The organism is Nocardioides sp. CFH 31398 (genome assembly GCF_022436705.1).
Classification (GTDB): Bacteria; Actinomycetota; Actinomycetes; order Propionibacteriales; family Nocardioidaceae; genus Nocardioides.
On record NZ_JAKUHT010000012.1, the window covers coordinates 153,826 to 172,014 of the forward strand.

Below are 18,189 nucleotides of genomic sequence, written 5' to 3' on the forward strand. Positions count from 1 at the left end.
TCCCCGGCCCCCGGCCCGCACGGGACCGTTACCCTCCTCCGTGTGGACGCGCTTCGCCGAGCCTCGCTGCTCACCGCCCTCGTCGGCGGTCTCCTCGTCGCCCTCGCCGGTCCTGCCGCCGCCGTGCCCGCCGGCTGGAGCGACCCGCCGGCCATCAGCGGCCTGACGGTGCTGTGGATGCTCGTCGGGATCCCGGTCGGGCTCTTCGCCCTCGTGGTCCTGATGGTCTACCTGCCGCCGCTCGCCCGGGGCGAGCGCATCGCGCCCGGGTCCGGCCAGCTCGAGGACCAGTGGATCGGCGGCCCGCGCCACGGCACCAAGGAGCTCGCCGCTCCCGACTCCGCGGACTCCGAGGCCGGGGGCGCACGTGGTGCGTGGTGAGACGTTCGGCCCCGCCGAGCGTCAGACCATCGACGTCGCCCTCCGCAAGGCGGAGGAGCGCACGCGCCTCGAGTTCTCGGTGTTCGCCGGCGAGAGCCAGGGTGACACCCGCGAGTACGCCACCCGCCTGCACAACTCGCTCGTCTCGCCGTCCCACAGCGTCCTGATCATGCTCGACCCGGTCCGCCGGGTCGTCGAGGTCGTCACCGGCGCCGAGGTGCGCCGCCGTCTCCCCGACACCCGCGTCCACTTCGCGGTGCTGCAGATGGAGACCGCCTTCGCCCAGGGTGACTTCGTGGGCGGCCTCACCTCGGGCATCGCGATGATGGCCGACACCGCCGCGGAGTCCTGACCCGCGGGGCTCCGCGCTCCACGTCAGGTGGTCGAGCAGCTGAGCCGCGCCAGCGGCTCCGCGTCGTCGAGGCCACCGAGCACCCTCACGATTCCTGACGTTCCGACCCGTCTACGGCCCAGACGACGGTCGGAACGTCAAGAACGGGACGGCGGTCTCGACGCGTTCCCTCGCCGAGGGCCCGGTCACTGCTCGGTCACTGCTCGACCACCTGAGGCGTTCAGGTGGTCGAGCAGCCGAGCCGCGCCAGCAGCGGCTCCGCGTCGTCGAGACCACCGAGCACCCTCACGATTTCTGACGTTCCGACCCGTCCACGGCCCAGACGACGGTCGGAGCGTCAAGAACGGGACGGCGGTCTCGACGCGTTCCCTCGCCGAGGGCCCGGTCACTGCTCGGTCACTGCTCGACCACCTGAGGCGTTCAGGTGGTCGAGCAGCAGAGCCGCGCCAGCGGCTCCGCGTCGTCGAGACCACCGGCACCATGCCCTGGGTCCGTCGCCGTGGTCCCGACGACGCGCGCTCGCTGCGCTCGCGTGCTGCTCGACCACCTCGGAGGCGGTGGCTCAGCCCTCCGCGTCACGCTCCTGGGCGGCGAGGGCGCGGGCCATGTCGGAGCGGCCCTCCCGGACGTAGCGCACGGCGGCCGGGTTGGCCGAGGTGCCGGCCAGCCACTCGTCGAGGCGCGCGAGGGTGGCCCGTGATGCCAGCGGCATCGGGAACATGGCCTCGAGCACGGTCGACGCGCGCTGCACGCCCTTGTCCTCCCAGATGGTCTCGGCCGCGTCGAGGTACTTCTCGAGGTAGGGCTCGAGCAGCTCGGCCTGGCCGGGGGTGGCGAAGGCGATCGCGACCTGGCGCTGGGTCTCGTTGGCGACGTCGTCGCGCTCGACCGCGTCGCGCCACGCCTCGGCCTTGGCCTCGGCGGTGGGCCGGACGGTGCGCGCCATCGCGGCCCGCTCCTGGCCGGAGATGGTGTTGTCGCGGCGTGCCTCCTCGGCGATCTCCGCCTCGCCGGCGCGACCGTTGCGGGCCAGCGAGGTGAGCAGGGCCCAGCGCAGCTCGGTGTCGACGACCAGGCCGGGGACCTCCGCGGTGCCGTCCAGCAGGCCGGCCACCAGGGTGACCGCGTCGTCGCTGTGCGCGGCCGAGGCGAAGGCGCGGGCGAAGGCCAGCTGACGGTCCGAGCCCGCCTCGGCGGTGGTCAGCAGCTCGTGGAGACCGACCTCGGCGACCCGGCGCACCTGGTCGCGGTTCTCCGGCGCCGCGTAGCTCTCGACGGCGGTGCGCAGGTACATCGGCAGCCGACCGACGGCGGTCATGTCCGTCTCCGTCGCGAGACCGCGCAGCACGAGGGCGACGAAGTCGGTGGCCCGCATCTCGGCGTCCCGGGTCATGTCCCAGGCGGCGCCCCACAGCAGGGCGCGGGCGAGCGAGTCGTCCAGGCTGTCCACGTGGGCGATGGCCGTGGCCAGCGACCGCTCGTCGAGGCGGATCTTGGCGTAGGTCAGGTCGCCCTCGTTGAGCAGCAGCAGGTCGGGGCGACGCTGGCCCACGAGCTCGGTCAGCTCGGTGCGCTCGTCGCGGACGTCGGTCTCGAACGCGCTGCGGCGGCGCAGTCCGTCCTCGGTGAGGTCGTACAGCCCGACGCCGATGCGGTGCCGGCGCAGCGTCGGGTGGTCGGGGTGGGCGCTCTGGAGCACCGCCGCCGCGGTGACCACGCCGGCGTCGTCGGTCTCGATCTCGGGGGTCAGCGTGTTGACGCCCGTGGTCTGCAGCCACTCCTTCGCCCAGCCCGACAGCTCCCGGCCGGAGGTCTCCTCCAGGGCCCGCAGCAGGTCGGAGAACTCGGAGTTCGAGAACGCGTGGGCCTGGAAGTAGGCGCGCAGCCCGACGAGGAACTCCTCGATGCCGACCCAGGCCACCAGCTGCTTGAGCGTGGAGGCGCCCTTGGCGTAGGTGATGCCGTCGAAGTTGACCTCCACGGCCTCGAGGTCGTGGTTGTCCGCCGCGATGGGGTGGGTGGAGGGCAGCTGGTCCTGGCGGTAGGCCCAGTTCTTGCGGGCGTTCGTGAAGCCCGTCCACGCCTCGGTGTAGCGGGTGGCCTCGACGAGCGCGTGGTGGGAGGCCCACTCGGCGAACGACTCGTTCAGCCAGAGGTCGTCCCACCACTTCATCGTCACGAGGTCGCCGAACCACATGTGGGCCATCTCGTGCAGGACCGTGTTCGCCCGCTGCTCGTAGAACGAGTGGGTCTGGCGGGAGCGGGGGAGGTACTCGTCGCGGTAGGTGACGCAGCCCGCGTTCTCCATCGCGCCCATGTTGTACTCCGGCACGTACAGCTGGTCGTACTTGCCGAACGGGTAGGGGAACTGGAACGCCTCCTCGTAGAAGGCGAAGCCCTGCTTGGTCAGCTCGACCAGCTCGTCGTCGTCCAGGTGCTCCTTCACCGACTGCCGGCAGTAGTGGCCCAGGTCGACGGTGCCGTGCTCGCCCTCGTAGACGTCGCGGACCTCGTGGTACTCCCCGGCGACCAGCGCGGTGATGTACGTCGACATGCGCTCGGTGGTCGGGAACGACCAGGTCGCGACGGGGCGGCCGTCGGCGTCGCGGACCGGCTCCGGGGTCGGGGCGTTCGACACGACCTTCCAGTGCTCCGGCGCGGTCACCGTGAAGGTGAACACCGACTTCAGGTCGGGCTGCTCGAAGGTCGTGTACACGCGGCGGGCGTCCGGCACCTCGAACTGCGTGTACAGGTAGACGCGGTCGTCCGCCGGGTCCACGAAGCGGTGCAGGCCCTCGCCGGTGCGGCTGTAGGGCAGCGCGCAGTCGACGACGAGGGTGTTCTCGGCCTCGAGGGAGTCGAGCGCGATCCGGTTGTCGGCGTACGCCGCGTCGGCGTCGAGCTCGCGCCCGTTCAGCGTCACCCGCAGGTCACGGGCGTTGACGAGGTCGGCGAAGGTCGACGCGCCCGGCTCGGTGCAGGTGAAGCGCAGCGTCGTCCGGCTGCCGAAGACCTCCTCGCCGCGGGTGAGGTCCAGCTCGACGTCGTAGGCGGTCACGTCCACGAGGGAGGACCGGGTCGCGGCCTCGTCGCGGGTCAGGTTGGTGCCAGGCATGCGTCGATCATGGCACCGGGGCCGGGAATCGACGTGACGGGTGTCGCGTTGGCGCTGCCATGACCGACACCGCTGAGTTCTGGTTCGACCCCCGCTGCCCGTTCGCCTGGATCAGCTCCCGCTTCATGCTCGAGGTCGAGCAGGTGCGCGACGTGAAGGTGACCTGGCGGATCATGAGCCTGGCCTACCTGAACCAGGACAAGGACATCCCGCAGGAGTACCGTGACATGCTCGCGAACGCCTGGGAGCTCGTCCGCGTCGCCATGGCCGTCGAGCAGCAGCACGGCCAGGACAAGGTCCTCGCGCTCTACACGGCGCTGGGCACCCGCCTGCACAACGAGGGCCGCGAGCAGTCCCGCGAGCTGACCGAGGAGGCGCTCGAGGAGGCGGGGCTGCCGCGCGAGCTCGCCGACGCCGCCCAGGACCCGTCGTACGACGAGGCGATCAAGAAGTCGCACCACGACGGCATGGACCAGGTGGGCGACGACGTCGGCACCCCGACCATCTCCGTCAACGGCACCGCCTTCTTCGGGCCCATCCTCGGGTCGATCCCGCGCGGCGAGACGGCCGGGAAGGTCTGGGACGGCGCGGTGGCCATGGCCGCCTACCCCGAGTTCTACGAGCTGAAGCGCAGCCGCAGCGGGGACCTCGACTTCAGCTGAGGTCCGACGCCGCCGGCTCCGTCGGGGCCGGCGGTGCCCGCTCGCCGCTCACCACGCTGGCGCGGCGAGCCCCGGGGTAGCGCGGCGGGCTCACCGCGCCAGGCTGCGGGTCGCCCACCTGGCGTGGTGAGCCGGGGGCACGGAGCCCCTCGCGGGGTCACAATCGTCACACGCGCCACGCCCGTCACAGGGGTTACGCCGCTCGGCCACCGGCGACCCGCATGATGGAGCACCATGACTTCCCCCTCCGAGCCGATCCGCCTCACCCGGAGGCGCACGGCCCTGCTCGCCGTGCCCGCCGCGGCGGCCGCGGCGACCGCTGCCACCGCCCTCCGCTCCGAGCCCGCCGAGGCCCGGCCCCCCGCCGGGCGTGTCCGGCTGCGGCGCGACCCCGGTTCCGTGGTGCGGGCCGCCGAGGTCGACGTGGCGACCGACCCCGGCCCGATGGCCCGCGGCGGCACCCTCGTCGCGAGCCTCGCGTCGGACCGGTTCGGGCTCGTCGCGCTGACGTGGCGGAAGGGCGAGGCCGCCCCGGACCTGCAGCTGCGGGTGCGTCGTGGCGGCGACTGGCGGCCCTGGCAGAAGGTCCACGTCCTCCACGACGGCCCCAACAGCGGCAACCGCGAGGCGGACGGCGACCGCGAGGGCAGCGACCTGGTCTGGGCGCGCGACGCCGACGCCGTGCAGGTACGACGGGCCTCGGGTCGCGTGCCGGCCGGGCTGCGCGTCGTCCTCATCGACCCGGGCATGCGCGACGCCGACGACGCCCCCGACTCGCCGTCGCTCACGCGGGCGGCCCGCCGCAACGCGAAGGGACGGCCCACGAAGCCGCCGCTGCGGGGCCGCAGGCTCTGGGGCGCGGACGAGCGGCTGACCTCCGGCCGACCGAGCTACTGCAACCGCCTCCAGCAGGTGCACCTGCACCACACGGTGAACGCCAACGACTACGGCAAGAAGGACGTCCCCGGCCTGATCCGCGGGATGTACCGCTACCACACCCAGTCGCTGGGCTGGTCCGACATCGGCTACAACTTCCTCGTCGACCGCTTCGGGCGCATCTGGGTGGGCCGCAAGGGCGGACCGACCAAGCTGGTGCGCGGTGCGCACACGCTGGGCTTCAACCACACCTCCGTCGGCATCGCGGTCATCGGCAACATGGAGGCCGGGCGCCCGAGCGACCGGACCGTCACCGCGATCGTCATGCTCGCCGCCTGGAAGCTGCGGAAGGCGGGCAAGTCGCCGATCGGCCGTTCCAAGGTGCGCTCCGAGGGCAGCGACCGCTTCGCACCCGGCCGCGTCGTCTGGCTGCCGCGGATCGACGGCCACCGCGACACCAACGAGACGGCGTGCCCGGGCATCAAGCTCTACAACCGGCTGCCCGAGATCCGTCGTCGCGCCCAGCGGCGCTGGAAGCGCGGGGTGAAGCAGAACCGGGGCTGACGAGCGCCCGGGGGACCGCCGGTGGACCGCGCGAGAACCGGCGTGAGGAGGGCGGTGCCGCGCTCCTAGGCTGGACCCCATGACCAGCACCCCCTCCGCCCGCCGGCGGGTCCTCGCGGCCGTGGCCTGGCCGTACGCCAACGGACCCCGCCACATCGGCCACGTGGCCGGCTTCGGCGTCCCCAGCGACGTCTTCAGCCGCTACCAGCGGATGGTGGGCAACGAGGTGCTCATGGTGTCCGGCTCCGACGAGCACGGCACCCCCATCCTCATCGCCGCCGACGAGGCGGGGCTGAGCCCGCAGGAGCTCGCCGACCGCAACCACCGGCTGATCGCCGAGGACCTCGTCGCGCTCGGGCTGAGCTACGACCTCTACACCCGGACGACGACCCGCAACCACCACGCCGTGGTGCAGGAGCTGTTCACCGGCGTCCACGCGAACGGCTACTTCGTCGAGCAGACGACGTACGGCGCCATCTCGCCGTCCACGGGCCGCACGCTGCCCGACCGCTACATCGAGGGCACCTGCCCCATCTGCGGCACGCCGGGCGCCCGCGGCGACCAGTGCGACGCCTGCGGCAACCAGCTCGACCCGGCCGACCTCGTCGACCCCGTCTCGCGCATCAACGGCGAGACGCCGCAGTTCGTCGAGACCCAGCACTTCTTCCTCGACCTGCCCTCCCTCGCGAAGGCGCTGGGGGAGTGGCTCGACGAGCGGGAGGCCAGCGGCACCTGGCGGCCCAACGTCATCCGCTTCAGCCAGAACATCCTCGCCGAGATCCGCCCCCGCGCCATGACCCGCGACATCGACTGGGGCATCGCCGTCCCCCTCGACGGGTGGCGGGAGAACCCGACCAAGAAGCTCTACGTCTGGTTCGACGCCGTGATCGGCTACCTGTCCGCGTCCATCGAGTGGGCGCGCCGCACCGGGGACCCCGAGCGCTGGCGCGAGTGGTGGAACCCGGCGGCCGAGGGTGGGCAGGAGGCCCTGTCGTACTACTTCATGGGTAAGGACAACATCACGTTCCACTCCCAGATCTGGCCCGCCGAGCTGCTCGCGTACGCCGGCCGGGGCGACCGCGGCGGCGAGCCCGGGCAGTACGGCGAGCTCAACCTGCCGACCGAGGTCGTGAGCTCGGAGTTCCTCACGATGGAGGGGCGGAAGTTCTCCTCCTCGAAGCGGGTCGTCATCTACGTCCGGGACCTGCTCGAGCGCTACCAGCCGGACGCCTTCCGCTACTTCGTCGCCGCCGCGGGGCCGGAGAACCAGGACTCCGACTTCACCTGGTCGGAGTTCGTGCGCCGCACCAACGACGAGCTCGTCGCGGGCTGGGGCAACCTGGTCAACCGCACCGCGAGCATGGTCGCGAAGAACTTCGGGGAGGTCCCGGCGCCGGTCTCGGTGACCGAGGCGGACCAGGCCGTGCTCGACCTCGTCGAGGCCACCTTCGGCACGGTCGGCGACCTGCTCGGGCGCCACCGGATGCGGCAGGCCATCGGCGAGGCGATGCGCGCCGTCGGGGAGGTCAACCGCTACGTCTCCGACCAGGCGCCGTGGACGCTGAAGTCCGAGGAGCAGCGCGACCGCCTCGCCACCGTGCTGCACACGCTCACCCAGTGCGTGGCCGACCTCAACGTCGTCCTCTCGCCGTTCCTGCCGTTCTCCGCCAACGCGGTCGACCGCGTGCTGGGCGGCGACGGGACCGTGCAGCCGATGCCGGAGCTCGTCGAGGCCGACGACCTCGACGGGGGCGCGCCGTACCCGATCATCACGGGCGACTACACCGGCGCCCGGGCCTGGGAGCGTCGTCCGGTGGTCGTCGGGACGCCGGTCGCGAAGCCGACGCCGGTGTTCACCAAGCTCGACCCCGAGCTGGTCGACACGGAGCTCGCCCGGCTCGAGGAGGGCTGATGCTGCACCCCCAGGCGCGCGCGGCGCTGGAGCGCACCGCCGCCGAGACCCCGGTCCACCACCCGGACTTCGACGTCGCCGCCGAGCGTGCCGCCGCCCGCGAGGCGGCGCTCGCCGAGCCGCGCGAGGACGTCGCCTCCGCGACCGACGAGGTCGTCGGCGGGGTGCCGTGCCGCCGGTACGTGCCCCTGGGCGACCCGTCGGTGCTGCCCGGCGTCGTAGTGCACCTGCACGGCGGCGGGTTCGTCATGAACGACGTCGAGGTGCACGACGCGGTCAGCCGCATGCTCGCGAACCGGTCCGGCCTCGAGGTGCTGAGCGTCGACTACCGCCGACCGCCGGAGGACCGCTTCCCGGCCGCCGTCGAGGACGTGCTCGCCGTCGTCGCGGCCCTCCCGCCCGAGGTCCCGCTGTTCCTCCACGGCGACAGCGCGGGCGCGAACCTGGCCCTGGTCGCGGCGCTGCGGAACCCGGGCCGCGCCACGGCGCTCGGCCTGGTCTACCCGTTCCTCGACCCGCGCGGCGACCGTCCGTCGTACGACGAGCCCGAGGTGGCCGGCTCGCGCGCGGTGATGGAGTGGTACTGGCAGCAGTACGCCGCCACCGACGCCGACCGCGAGCACCCGGACATGGCGCCGCTGCTCTCCGACGCGCTCGGGACCCTGCCGCCGACGCTGGTCGTCACCGCCGAGCACGACCCGTTGCGCGACGAGGGGGAGGAGCTCGTGGTCCGCCTCGCCGACGCTGGGGTGTCCGTCGTCGGCACGCGCTACCAGGGCCAGGTGCACGGCTTCTGGCGCCACCCCTCGGTCTTCGACGCCGCCGAGCCGCTCACCGGTCAGATGGGCGCCTTCCTGCGCCAGCACGCGCGGTAGCCGGTGGCGGTCCCGGGCTCCTCGCCGGGCCCCGACCACCGGTGGTCACGGCGGCGACGGCCGGTGGGACGATCGAGCCATGCGCGTCCACCTCGGATCCGACCACGCCGGCCTCGAGCTGAAGGACCACCTGGTGGGCTGGCTGACCGAGCACGGGCACGAGCCCGTCGACCACGGCCCCCACCACTACGACGCCGAGGACGACTACCCGGCGTTCTGCCTGCGCGCGGGGGAGGGCGTCGTCGCCGACCAGGACGCCGGGGTCGAGGCGCTGGCGGTGGTGATCGGCGGGTCGGGCAACGGCGAGCAGATCGCCGCGAACAAGGTCCGCGGGGTGCGGGCCGCGCTCGCGTGGTCCGACGAGACCGCCCGGCTGGCCCGCGAGCACAACGACGCCAACGTCCTGTCGGTCGGCGGTCGCCTCCACCCGCTGGAGGACATGACCCGCTTCGTCGGGATCTTCCTCGACACGCCGTTCAGCGGCGCCGAGCGCCACGTACGCCGCATCGGGCAGCTCGCGACGTACGAGAGCGGCGGGGGCCTGCCGCCGGTGCCCGGGGCCTGAGGCCCGGCCCCGTTGTGGGACGATGGCGCCGCCGTCGGCCACGAGGCCGGCGCACGCGGGTGTAGCTCAATGGTAGAGCCCCAGTCTTCCAAACTGGCTACGCGGGTTCGATTCCCGTCACCCGCTCAGACGCCCGCCCGGTGCGCCCCCGGGCGGTGCTGACCGGGCTCCTCCGCGGCGACCCCGGCCGCGGCGGGGACCACCCGGCCGGGCCACCAGAACCGCTCCTCGAGGAGCACGGCCAACGACGGCACGACGACCGTGCGGACCAGCAGGGTGTCGAGCAGGACGCCGATGCAGATCACCGTGCCGAGCTGGGCGAGCACGACGAGGGGCAGGACGCCGAGCACCGCGAACACCGCGGCCAGCAGGATGCCGGCGCTGGTGATCACCCCGCCCGTCGCGGCCAGGGCGCGCAGCATGCCCGACGCGGTGCCAGCCGACCGCGCCTCCTCCCGGGCCCGGGTCACGAGGAAGATGCTGTAGTCCACGCCGAGGGCGACGAGGAACAGGAAGGCGAACAGCGGGACGGTCGAGTCGACGGCCGAGAACCCCAGCACGCCGGCGAAGACCCACCACGAGACCCCGAGCGCCGCGGCGTACGTCGCCACCACGGCCGCGACGAGCAGGAGCGGGGCCACCAGGGCGCGCAGCAGCAGCACGAGCGCCACGAGCACCAGGCCGAGGATGAGCGGGAAGATCACGAGGCGGTCCCTAGAGGCCCCGGCGGCCTCGTCGACGGCCTCGGCCTCGCTGCCCGTCACGTGGGTGTCGGGCAGGTCCGCGAGCGCGTCACGCATCCACCCGATCGTGGCCTCGGCGTCGTCGGAGCCGGGCTCGGCGTCGAGGACGACGTCCGTGGTCGAGACGCCCGCCTCGGCCCGGCCGGGGGTCACCGCACCGACCCCGTCGACGCCGTCCAGGGCCGCCGCCACGTCGTCCGCGGGCGCGCGGCTGACGACCGTCGTGGGGTCGGAGAGGCCCGCCGGGAAGGACTCGCCCAGGCGGGTGGCGGCGCTGATGGCCTCGGGGGTCTCGAGGAACTGGTCGTCGGTGTCGAGGCCGGTGCGCAGCTGGGTGAGGCCGGCGGCCAGGGCGACGAGCACCAGGCCGCTGGCGACCACGAGGGTGCCGGGGCGCGCCTGGACGCGGGTGCCGATGCGCCTCCAGACCGAGGGGGAGTCGGCCAGCGCCGTCTGCCCCACGCGGGGCACCTTCGGCCAGAAGATCCAGCGGCCGGGGAGCACGAGCGCGGCGGGCAGGACGACGAGCACGAAGAAGGCGGCCACGACGACGCCCGCGGCGCAGGCCAGGCCGAGCCCGCGGGTCGTCGGGGTCAGGGCCAGCAGCAGGCACAGCAGGCCGAGGACGACCGTGGTCGCGCTCGCCACGACCGGCTCGACGGTGCGCCGCAGGGCGAGGGCCATCGCCTCGCGGCGGTCGTCGTGGCGGCGCAGCTCGTCGCGGTAGCGCGAGATCAGCAGCAGCGCGTAGTTGGTGCCGGCGCCGAACACGAGGACGGACAGGATGCCGACGGTCGACTCGTCCCACGCCTGGCCGGTCGCCTCGAGGAGCCGGGTCGCGACCACGGCGCCGAGACGGTCCGCGACGCCGACCACCGCCAGCGGGACGATCCACAGCACCGGGCTGCGGTAGGTGATGACGAGCAGGACGGCGACGACGAGGGCGGTGACGGCCAGGAGGCGCACGTTCGCCCCGTCGAACACCGAGGCCAGGTCCGCCTGCACGGCCGCGGGGCCCGTCACCGCGACGTCGAGGCCGTCGGGCACCTCGCCGCGGAGGTCGGTGCGCAGGTCACCGACCACCTCGGCGGCGTCGGTCGCCGTCGGGGTCCGCACGGGGACGACCGCGATGGCGGCGGTGCCGTCGTCCGACACGGTCACGGGGGAGTCCCCGCCGGCGGGGACCGCGCCGATCGAGCCCGCCGCCCGCTCGAGGTCGCCGGTCGCCGCCCGCACGTCGTCACGGTCGCCGGTCCAGAGCACGAGCACCGAGCTGCCGGCGTCCTCGGGCTGCTCGGCGAGCAGGGCGGCGCCCTCGGTGGAGTCGAGGCCGGCGGGGAGGGCGTCGGTGGGGCTCGCGTCGCGCTCGGCCTCACCGACCGCGCCGATCATGAGGCCCGCGAGCAGGATGGGCACGAGCGCCACCAGCCAGGCGGTGCGTCGACCGACGATGGTGGTGACGAGACGATGGCGCATGACGGTCCTGTCGTCGACGGGTAAGATGGTTAAGACGATAAATGATTAAGCAGGTGAAAAGAAATCGTGAGTGACGGCCCCGCGGACCCGCCGGTCGACGCCCCGGCCCTCGGTGAGGAGCTGCGCGCGCTCATCGCCGCCGGCGCGGAGGTCCGCCAGGAGGTCGCGAAGCGCATGGCGCTGTCGGACCACGAGCTCCTGACCCTCGAGCACCTCGCCGAGACCGCGAAGGGTCCGGGCGAGCTCGCGCGGCTGGTCGGCGTCAGCCCGGCCGCGGTCACCGGCATCGTGGACCGGCTCGCCGAGCGCGGCCACGTCGAGCGGGCGCCCGACCCGGGTGACCGCCGCCGGGTGGCCGTGCGCCTGACCGACGCGGGCCGCGAGGCGGTGTACGTCGAGCTGATGCCGATGTTCGTGGCGCTCCGCGAGGCCCACTCGGGCTACGACGAGGCCGAGCGGGCGCTGCTGGAGCAGTACCTCCGCGCGGCCACCGCCGCCCTGCACGCCTCCGGGCTGACCCGGTCCGCGCCGCCGCCGTCCGAGCGGGACGACTAGAGTCGGCCCTCGCCGCGGGGTGTGGCGCAGTTGGTAGCGCGGGGCGTTTGGGACGCTCAGGTCGCAGGTTCAAGTCCTGTCACCCCGACCGCTCGCGCGGGTGGCCGCCCGATGGGATTCGGAGCGGCGCCCGGGCGTGTCCTAGGCTCGTTCCTCGGTGCCCGCGCGCGTGACGCGTCGGAGACGCCGCCCTCTCGTGCCACGAACCACCGATCTAGGAGACCACCTGTGAAGAGCGCCGTCGAGACCTTGAGCCCGACCCGGGCCAAGCTGACCGTCGAGGTGCCCTTCGAGGAGCTCAAGCCGAGCCTCGACGCGGCGTACAAGGCCATCGCCCAGCAGATCAACGTCCCCGGCTTCCGCCGCGGCAAGGTCCCCCCGATGGTCATCGACCGCCAGGTGGGCCGCGAGGCCGTCCTCGGCCAGGCCATCAACGAGGCGCTGCCGCAGGTCTACAGCGAGGCGCTGCGCGAGAACGAGCTCGAGCCGCTCGGCCAGCCGGAGCTCGAGATCACCCGCCAGGACGACGAGGGCCTGGAGTTCGTCGCCGAGCTCGACGTGCGCCCCGAGGTCGAGGTGCCCGAGTTCGAGGGCCTCGAGGTCCAGGTCGAGGACGCCGTCGTGTCCGACGAGGACCTCGACGAGCAGCTGAACGCCATGCGCGAGCGCTTCGGCACGCTCGCCGACGTCGAGCGCCCCGCCGCCGACGGCGACTTCGTGACCATCGACCTGCAGGCCACCAAGGACGGCGAGCCCGTCGAGGGCGCCGAGATCACCGGCACGTCGTACCGCGTGGGCCGCGGCGGCATGCTCGACGGTCTCGACGAGGCCGTCACCGGCATGAGTGCCGGCGACGAGACCACCTTCACCTCGCAGCTGGTCGGCGGCGACCTCGTCGGCCAGGACGTCGAGGTGGCCCTGAAGGTCACCGGCGTCCAGGAGCAGGAGCTGCCCGAGCTGGACGACGACTTCGCCCAGACCGCCTCCGAGTTCGACACCCTCGACGAGCTCAAGGACGACCTGCGTGAGCGCCTCGCACGCGGCAAGCGCATCGAGCAGGCCGCCGAGGCCCGCGACGCCGTCCTCGAGAAGCTGCTCGAGGCCGTCGAGATCCCGCTGCCCGAGTCGATGGTCGCCGAGGAGCTCACCGCCCGCCGCCAGAGCATCGAGCAGCAGCTCGCGCAGGCCGGGATGACGCTGCAGGCCTACCTCGACGAGGAGGAGCAGACCGTCGACGAGTTCGAGGCCGACCTGGAGAAGCGCGTCCGCGACGCCGTCGCCGCCCAGTTCCTGCTCGACGAGGTCGCCAAGTCCCGGGAGTTCGGCATCGAGCAGCAGGAGCTCTCCGAGCACCTGGTGCGCCGGGCCCAGCAGTCCGGCCAGGACCCGCAGGAGTTCGCGAACCACATGTTCGCGCACAACCACATCCCGGACCTGGTGCAGGAGATCCTCCGCGGCAAGGCGCTGGCGCTGATGGTCGAGTCCGCGACGATCACCGACGCCTCCGGCAACCCGGTCGACGTGGCGAACCTGCGCCCTGACGGCACGCTGGGCGACCCGGCCGAGGCCGGCGACGCCGAGGGCGACGAGGGCGACGAGGGCGTGGCCGAGTACGCCGTCGGCGGCTCCGCCGACGAGCCGGCCGACGAGCCGGCCGATGAGGCCACCGACGAGACGACCGACGAGGCCGCCTCGGACGAGGGCGCGAAGTCCTGACCCGGGCCTGATCCCCGGCGATCCGGGTGGACACGTGTTCACCCGGATGCTGGGATGGCGGGGTGCCCACCCGTGAGCCCACCGTCCTCGAAGCCCTGGCCCTGGCGTCGTCGTACGGCGACGAGCTGGTGCTCGGCGCGGTCCGCGACACCCACCACGCGGTCGCCGACCGCCTGTACGGCGTGCTGCGGCGGCCCACGGGCGGCCTCGTGCGCGTCCCGGAGACCGCACACCGCGCGATCTCGGCGCCCATCTACGCCGGCCTCGGGATGGGCCTGCGGGCCGTCTCGAGCGGTCTGGGCGCCGTGGGCGCCCGGGGCGTCGGGCCCGGGATCGAGAGCGAGCGCTACGGCCGCCACCTGCGCGCCGCGGTCAACGGGCTGATCGGGGACCGGCTGGCCGCCGAGCGCCACCCGATGGCCATCACGATGTCCGTGCGCCGCTTCGGCCTCGACGTCGCCACCGACCGCGAGGCGCTGGCCGCGGCGTACCCGGGAGCGACCGGCCGCGTCGTCGTCCTGCTGCACGGGTTGTGCGAGGACGAGGAGCACTTCCGCCGCGGCCGGCACCGTCGCGGCACGACGTACGCCGAGGAGCTCACCGAGCAGGGCTGGACGCCGGTGCTCGTGCGCTACAACACCGGCCTGTCGCTGCGGGAGAACGGCGTCGAGCTCACGGCACTGCTGCAGCGGGTGACCGACCACTGGCCGGTCGAGGTCGAGCGGGTCGCTCTGCTGGGGCACTCGATGGGCGGGCTGGTGAGCCGTGCCGCCTGCGCGGTCGCCACCGGGCTCGAGGCCGGCTGGACGTCGCAGCTCACCGACGTCGTCACGCTCTCGACCCCCCACCTCGGCGCGCCGCTCGCCGGAGGGGTCGGCCACGGCAGCCGTGCCTTGGCGCGCCTCCCCGAGGCGGCGGCGTTCGCCCGCATCCTCGACAACCGCTCCGTCGGGGTGCACGACCTGGTCGAGGGGCTCGACGACAGCGTCCCGCCGCTGCCGCACGTGCGCTACCGGCTCGTGTCCGCCGCGCTCAGCCACTCGGAGCGCGGCCTGCTGCGCAACGTGGTCGGGGACATGCTGGTCGGCCAGGAGTCGGCGTACGGACGCCGGCACGGCCACGAGCTGTTCCCGCGGGCCGAGGTCCTGCACCTGCCGCGCGCCAGCCACTTCGACCTCCTGAACCACGCCGACGTCGCGCGGGCCCTGCGTCGTTGGCTGGCCTGAGGCCGGCCGGCCCCGCGGGCCCGATCCGCTGGCAGCGAACACGGCCCCGGACCCCGTGGGTGAGGGGACGCCAACGGCTATCGTCGCTGCGTGACCACGACATCCGAGACCACCGCACCGCGCATGGCGGGCGACGGCCTGAACATGCTGGACGACCACATCTACCAGCGGCTGCTCCGGGAGCGGATCGTGTTCCTCGGCTCCGAGGTCCGCGACCAGAACGCGAACGCGATCTGCGCCCAGCTGCTGCTGCTCTCGGCCGAGGACCCCGAGGCCGACATCTTCCTGCACATCAACTCGCCCGGCGGCTCCGTCGACTCCGGGATGGCCATCTACGACACGATGAACTACATCCCGAACGACGTCGCGACGGTCGGCATGGGCCTCGCCGCGTCGATGGGCCAGTTCCTGCTGTGCGCGGGGGCCAAGGGCAAGCGCTACGCGCTGCCGCACTCGCGGATCATGATGCACCAGCCGTCCTCCGGGATGGGTGGCTCCGCCTCGGACATCAAGATCCAGGCCGAGCAGTCGCTCCACATCAAGAAGGTGCTCCTCGAGCTCATCGCCGAGCACACCGGTCAGGCCGTCGAGCAGGTCATCAAGGACGCCGACCGGGACCGCTGGTTCACAGCCCAGGAGGCGCTGGAGTACGGCCTGGTCGACCAGGTCATCACCAGCGCCCGTGAGGCCGCCGACGAGGGCCGCCCGGCCCGTCAGGAGAGCTGAGGACATGAACTACTACATCCCGCAGTGGGAGGAGCGGACGTCGTACGGCGTCCGTCGCATCGACCCCTACGGCAAGCTGTTCGAGGAGCGCATCATCTTCCTCGGGACGCCGATCTCGGACGACATCGCGAACGCCGTGATGGCGCAGCTGCTGTGCCTGGAGTCGATCAACCCCGACCAGGACATCTCGATCTACATCAACTCGCCCGGTGGCTCGTTCACCGCGCTGACGGCGATCTACGACACGATGCGCTTCATCAAGCCCGACGTGCAGACCGTCTGCCTCGGCCAGGCCGCCTCCGCGGCCGCCGTCCTGCTGGCCGCCGGCACCCCGGGCAAGCGCCTGGCGCAGCCCAACAGCCGGATCCTGATCCACCAGCCCTACACCGAGGGCACGTTCGGCCAGACCTCGGACATCGAGATCCAGGCGAACGAGATCATCCGCATGCGGACGATGCTCGAGGACATGATCGCCGAGCACAGCGGCAAGGACCGCGAGCAGGTGAGCCAGGACATCGAGCGCGACAAGATCCTCACCGCGCAGCAGGCCAAGGAGTACGGCCTGGTCGACTCGGTGCTGGAGACGCGCAAGACCTCGATGGCGCTGGCCTGAGCCACGCCGTCATGGCAACGCTCCGGTCTCGGACCGTCCTGACCCCGTGTCGCCCGACCCACGTGTCGGCGACACGGGGTACGGTCCTCGGAGCGAATCGCACACCCCCGACGTCACACGCGTCGGGCCGATCGGAGGGCGAGACTCGTGGCGCGCATCGGTGACGGCGGGGACCTGCTGAAGTGCTCCTTCTGCGGGAAGAGCCAGAAGCAGGTCAAGAAGCTGATCGCTGGTCCAGGTGTCTACATCTGTGACGAGTGCATCGACCTGTGCAACGAGATCATCGAGGAGGAGCTCTCCGAGGGCACCGAGGTCGGTCTCGACGAGCTGCCCAAGCCGAAGGAGATCTTCGAGTTCCTGAACTCCTACGTCATCGGCCAGGAGCAGGCGAAGAAGTCCCTCGCGGTGGCGGTCTACAACCACTACAAGCGGGTGCAGGCCGGCGCGCAGTCCTCCGGCAAGCACAGCAAGGACGAGCCCGTCGAGGTGGCGAAGTCCAACATCCTCGTCATCGGCCCCACGGGCTGCGGCAAGACCTACCTCGCGCAGACGCTCGCGCGGATGCTCAACGTCCCGTTCGCCATCGCCGACGCCACCGCCCTCACCGAGGCGGGCTACGTCGGCGAGGACGTGGAGAACATCCTCCTCAAGCTGATCCAGGCGGCCGACTACGACGTCAAGAAGGCCGAGACGGGGATCATCTACATCGACGAGATCGACAAGGTGGCCCGCAAGGCGGAGAACCCCTCGATCACCCGTGACGTCTCCGGTGAGGGCGTGCAGCAGGCGCTGCTGAAGATCCTCGAGGGCACGACCGCGTCGGTGCCCCCGCAGGGCGGGCGCAAGCACCCGCACCAGGAGTTCATCCAGATCGACACGACGAACATCCTGTTCGTGGTGGGCGGCGCGTTCGCCGGCCTCGAGCACATCGTCGAGCAGCGGGTGGGCCGCAAGTCCCTCGGCTTCACCGCCCAGGTGCAGGGCCAGGCCGAGCGCGAGGCGGAGGACCTGCTCGCCCAGGTCCGCCCCGAGGACCTCACCAAGTTCGGCCTCATCCCCGAGTTCATCGGCCGCCTGCCGCTGATCGCCTCGGTGAACAAGCTGGACAACGAGGCGCTCGTCCAGATCCTCACCGAGCCCCGCAACGCCTTGGTGAAGCAGTACCAGAAGCTCTTCGACCTCGACGGCGTCGAGCTGGAGTTCACCGACGAGGCGGTCGTCGCGATCGCCGACAAGGCGATGGAGCGTGGCACCGGCGCCCGCGGCCTCCGCGCGATCATCGAGGAGACCCTCCTCCACGTGATGTACGACGTCCCGTCCCGCGGTGACATCGGCCGCGTGATCGTCACCGGCGAGACCGTGACCGACGACGTCCCGCCGACGCTGGTGACCCGCGAGGTCGACACCAGCAAGAAGAAGAAGTCCGCCTGATCGGGTCCTCGTAGCGCCGCAGGTCGCACGCGCCCGCCGGGTGCGACCTGCGGCGCTGTCGTCTTTCCGGACGCCGGGGGTCAGGTGCTCCGGACGGACGAACGCCGCCCCGGCCTCGAGGCCGGGGCGGCGTCCGTGCGTGCTGGACCGGCGCGTCAGTCCTCGACGCCGAGGGCGACCTCGGTGGACTTCACCAGCACGGTCACCTTCGAGCCCTCGGCCAGGCCGAGGTCGGTGACGGCGTCCTTGGTGATGGACGACGTGATGGTCTCGCCGCCGTCGAGGCGGACCTTGACGACGGCCATGGCCTCGCCGGTGGTCACCGAGACGACGGTGCCGGGGAGCTGGTTGCGGGTGGACAGCCTCATGCGGTGTCTCCTTCGTGGTGGGGGCGGACGACC

General features: G+C 72.5%; 16 protein-coding genes and 2 tRNA genes. 15 read left to right on the top strand and 3 right to left on the bottom strand.

Annotated features, from left to right (window positions below; translation table 11 throughout):
• The first annotated feature begins 42 nt into the window (after positions 1–42).
• Both MJ876_RS11810 and MJ876_RS11815 read left to right on the top strand, forming a co-directional pair.
• The gene (locus tag MJ876_RS11810; protein WP_240236485.1) at positions 43–381 is read left to right on the top strand and encodes a hypothetical protein; all 339 of its coding nucleotides are present in this window, start codon (positions 43–45) and stop codon (positions 379–381) included.
• A complete protein-coding gene (locus MJ876_RS11815) occupies positions 371–733 on the top strand; it encodes a DUF5130 family protein (protein ID WP_240236486.1) in 363 nt (120 codons plus the stop codon). The genes MJ876_RS11810 and MJ876_RS11815 overlap by 11 nt, the downstream gene beginning before the upstream one ends.
• A 562-nt stretch (positions 734–1,295) precedes the next feature.
• Here MJ876_RS11815 and pepN read toward each other — a convergent pair.
• On the bottom strand, positions 1,296–3,848 hold the full coding sequence (gene pepN / locus MJ876_RS11820) for an aminopeptidase N (RefSeq protein ID WP_240236487.1): 2,553 nt from the start codon (positions 3,846–3,848) through the stop codon (positions 1,296–1,298).
• Positions 3,849–3,907: 59 nt separating this feature from the next.
• On the opposite strand from pepN, the gene MJ876_RS11825 reads away from it, so the two are divergent.
• The 6 genes from MJ876_RS11825 (at position 3,908) to MJ876_RS11850 (ending at position 9,428) form a co-directional block, all read left to right on the top strand.
• Positions 3,908–4,510: a DsbA family protein gene (locus MJ876_RS11825; RefSeq protein WP_240236488.1), complete on the top strand. Its 603-nt coding sequence runs from the start codon at positions 3,908–3,910 to the stop codon at positions 4,508–4,510.
• Positions 4,511–4,744: 234 nt separating this feature from the next.
• Positions 4,745–5,950: an N-acetylmuramoyl-L-alanine amidase gene (locus MJ876_RS21750; RefSeq protein ID WP_275694849.1), complete on the top strand. Its 1,206-nt coding sequence runs from the start codon at positions 4,745–4,747 to the stop codon at positions 5,948–5,950.
• Between the two features lie 79 nt (positions 5,951–6,029).
• The gene (metG, locus tag MJ876_RS11835; RefSeq protein WP_240236489.1) at positions 6,030–7,862 is read left to right on the top strand and encodes a methionine--tRNA ligase; all 1,833 of its coding nucleotides are present in this window, start codon (positions 6,030–6,032) and stop codon (positions 7,860–7,862) included.
• On the top strand, positions 7,862–8,737 hold the full coding sequence (locus tag MJ876_RS11840) for an alpha/beta hydrolase (RefSeq protein WP_240236490.1): 876 nt from the start codon (positions 7,862–7,864) through the stop codon (positions 8,735–8,737). The genes metG and MJ876_RS11840 overlap by 1 nt, the downstream gene beginning before the upstream one ends.
• A 79-nt stretch (positions 8,738–8,816) precedes the next feature.
• Positions 8,817–9,302 carry a ribose-5-phosphate isomerase gene (locus tag MJ876_RS11845; RefSeq protein WP_240236491.1) on the top strand — a complete coding sequence of 162 codons (486 nt, stop codon included), beginning with the start codon at positions 8,817–8,819 and terminating at the stop codon, positions 9,300–9,302.
• Positions 9,303–9,357: 55 nt separating this feature from the next.
• Positions 9,358–9,428 (top strand) — tRNA-Gly (locus tag MJ876_RS11850).
• Here the strand turns inward: MJ876_RS11850 and MJ876_RS11855 are convergent.
• Positions 9,428–11,521, bottom strand: a complete 2,094-nt coding sequence (locus tag MJ876_RS11855; RefSeq protein WP_240236492.1) for an efflux RND transporter permease subunit — start codon at positions 11,519–11,521, stop codon at positions 9,428–9,430. The two genes, MJ876_RS11850 and MJ876_RS11855, sit on opposite strands and share 1 nt — an antisense overlap.
• 66 nt (positions 11,522–11,587) lie before the next feature.
• On the opposite strand from MJ876_RS11855, the gene MJ876_RS11860 reads away from it, so the two are divergent.
• The 7 genes from MJ876_RS11860 (at position 11,588) to clpX (ending at position 17,788) form a co-directional block, all read left to right on the top strand.
• Entirely contained in the window at positions 11,588–12,076 is a 489-nt protein-coding gene (locus MJ876_RS11860) for a MarR family transcriptional regulator (protein WP_308192599.1), read from the top strand.
• A 15-nt stretch (positions 12,077–12,091) separates the two neighbouring features.
• A tRNA-Pro gene (locus tag MJ876_RS11865) sits at positions 12,092–12,164 on the top strand.
• Positions 12,165–12,304: 140 nt separating this feature from the next.
• Positions 12,305–13,792, top strand: coding sequence for a trigger factor (gene tig / locus MJ876_RS11870; protein WP_240236493.1), 1,488 nt, complete (start codon positions 12,305–12,307; stop codon positions 13,790–13,792).
• 62 nt (positions 13,793–13,854) lie between these two features.
• Entirely contained in the window at positions 13,855–15,018 is a 1,164-nt protein-coding gene (locus MJ876_RS11875; RefSeq protein ID WP_240236494.1) for a triacylglycerol lipase, read from the top strand.
• A 123-nt stretch (positions 15,019–15,141) separates the two neighbouring features.
• A complete protein-coding gene (locus MJ876_RS11880) occupies positions 15,142–15,744 on the top strand; it encodes an ATP-dependent Clp protease proteolytic subunit (RefSeq protein ID WP_240236651.1) in 603 nt (200 codons plus the stop codon).
• Positions 15,745–15,748: 4 nt separating this feature from the next.
• Positions 15,749–16,357, top strand: a complete 609-nt coding sequence (locus MJ876_RS11885) for an ATP-dependent Clp protease proteolytic subunit (RefSeq protein WP_240236495.1) — start codon at positions 15,749–15,751, stop codon at positions 16,355–16,357.
• 147 nt (positions 16,358–16,504) lie between these two features.
• Positions 16,505–17,788: an ATP-dependent Clp protease ATP-binding subunit ClpX gene (gene clpX / locus MJ876_RS11890; protein ID WP_240236496.1), complete on the top strand. Its 1,284-nt coding sequence runs from the start codon at positions 16,505–16,507 to the stop codon at positions 17,786–17,788.
• A 155-nt stretch (positions 17,789–17,943) separates the two neighbouring features.
• On the opposite strand, the gene MJ876_RS11895 is transcribed toward clpX, so the two are convergent.
• On the bottom strand, positions 17,944–18,156 hold the full coding sequence (locus MJ876_RS11895; RefSeq protein ID WP_240236497.1) for a molybdopterin-binding protein: 213 nt from the start codon (positions 18,154–18,156) through the stop codon (positions 17,944–17,946).
• Positions 18,157–18,189: the final 33 nt, after the last annotated feature.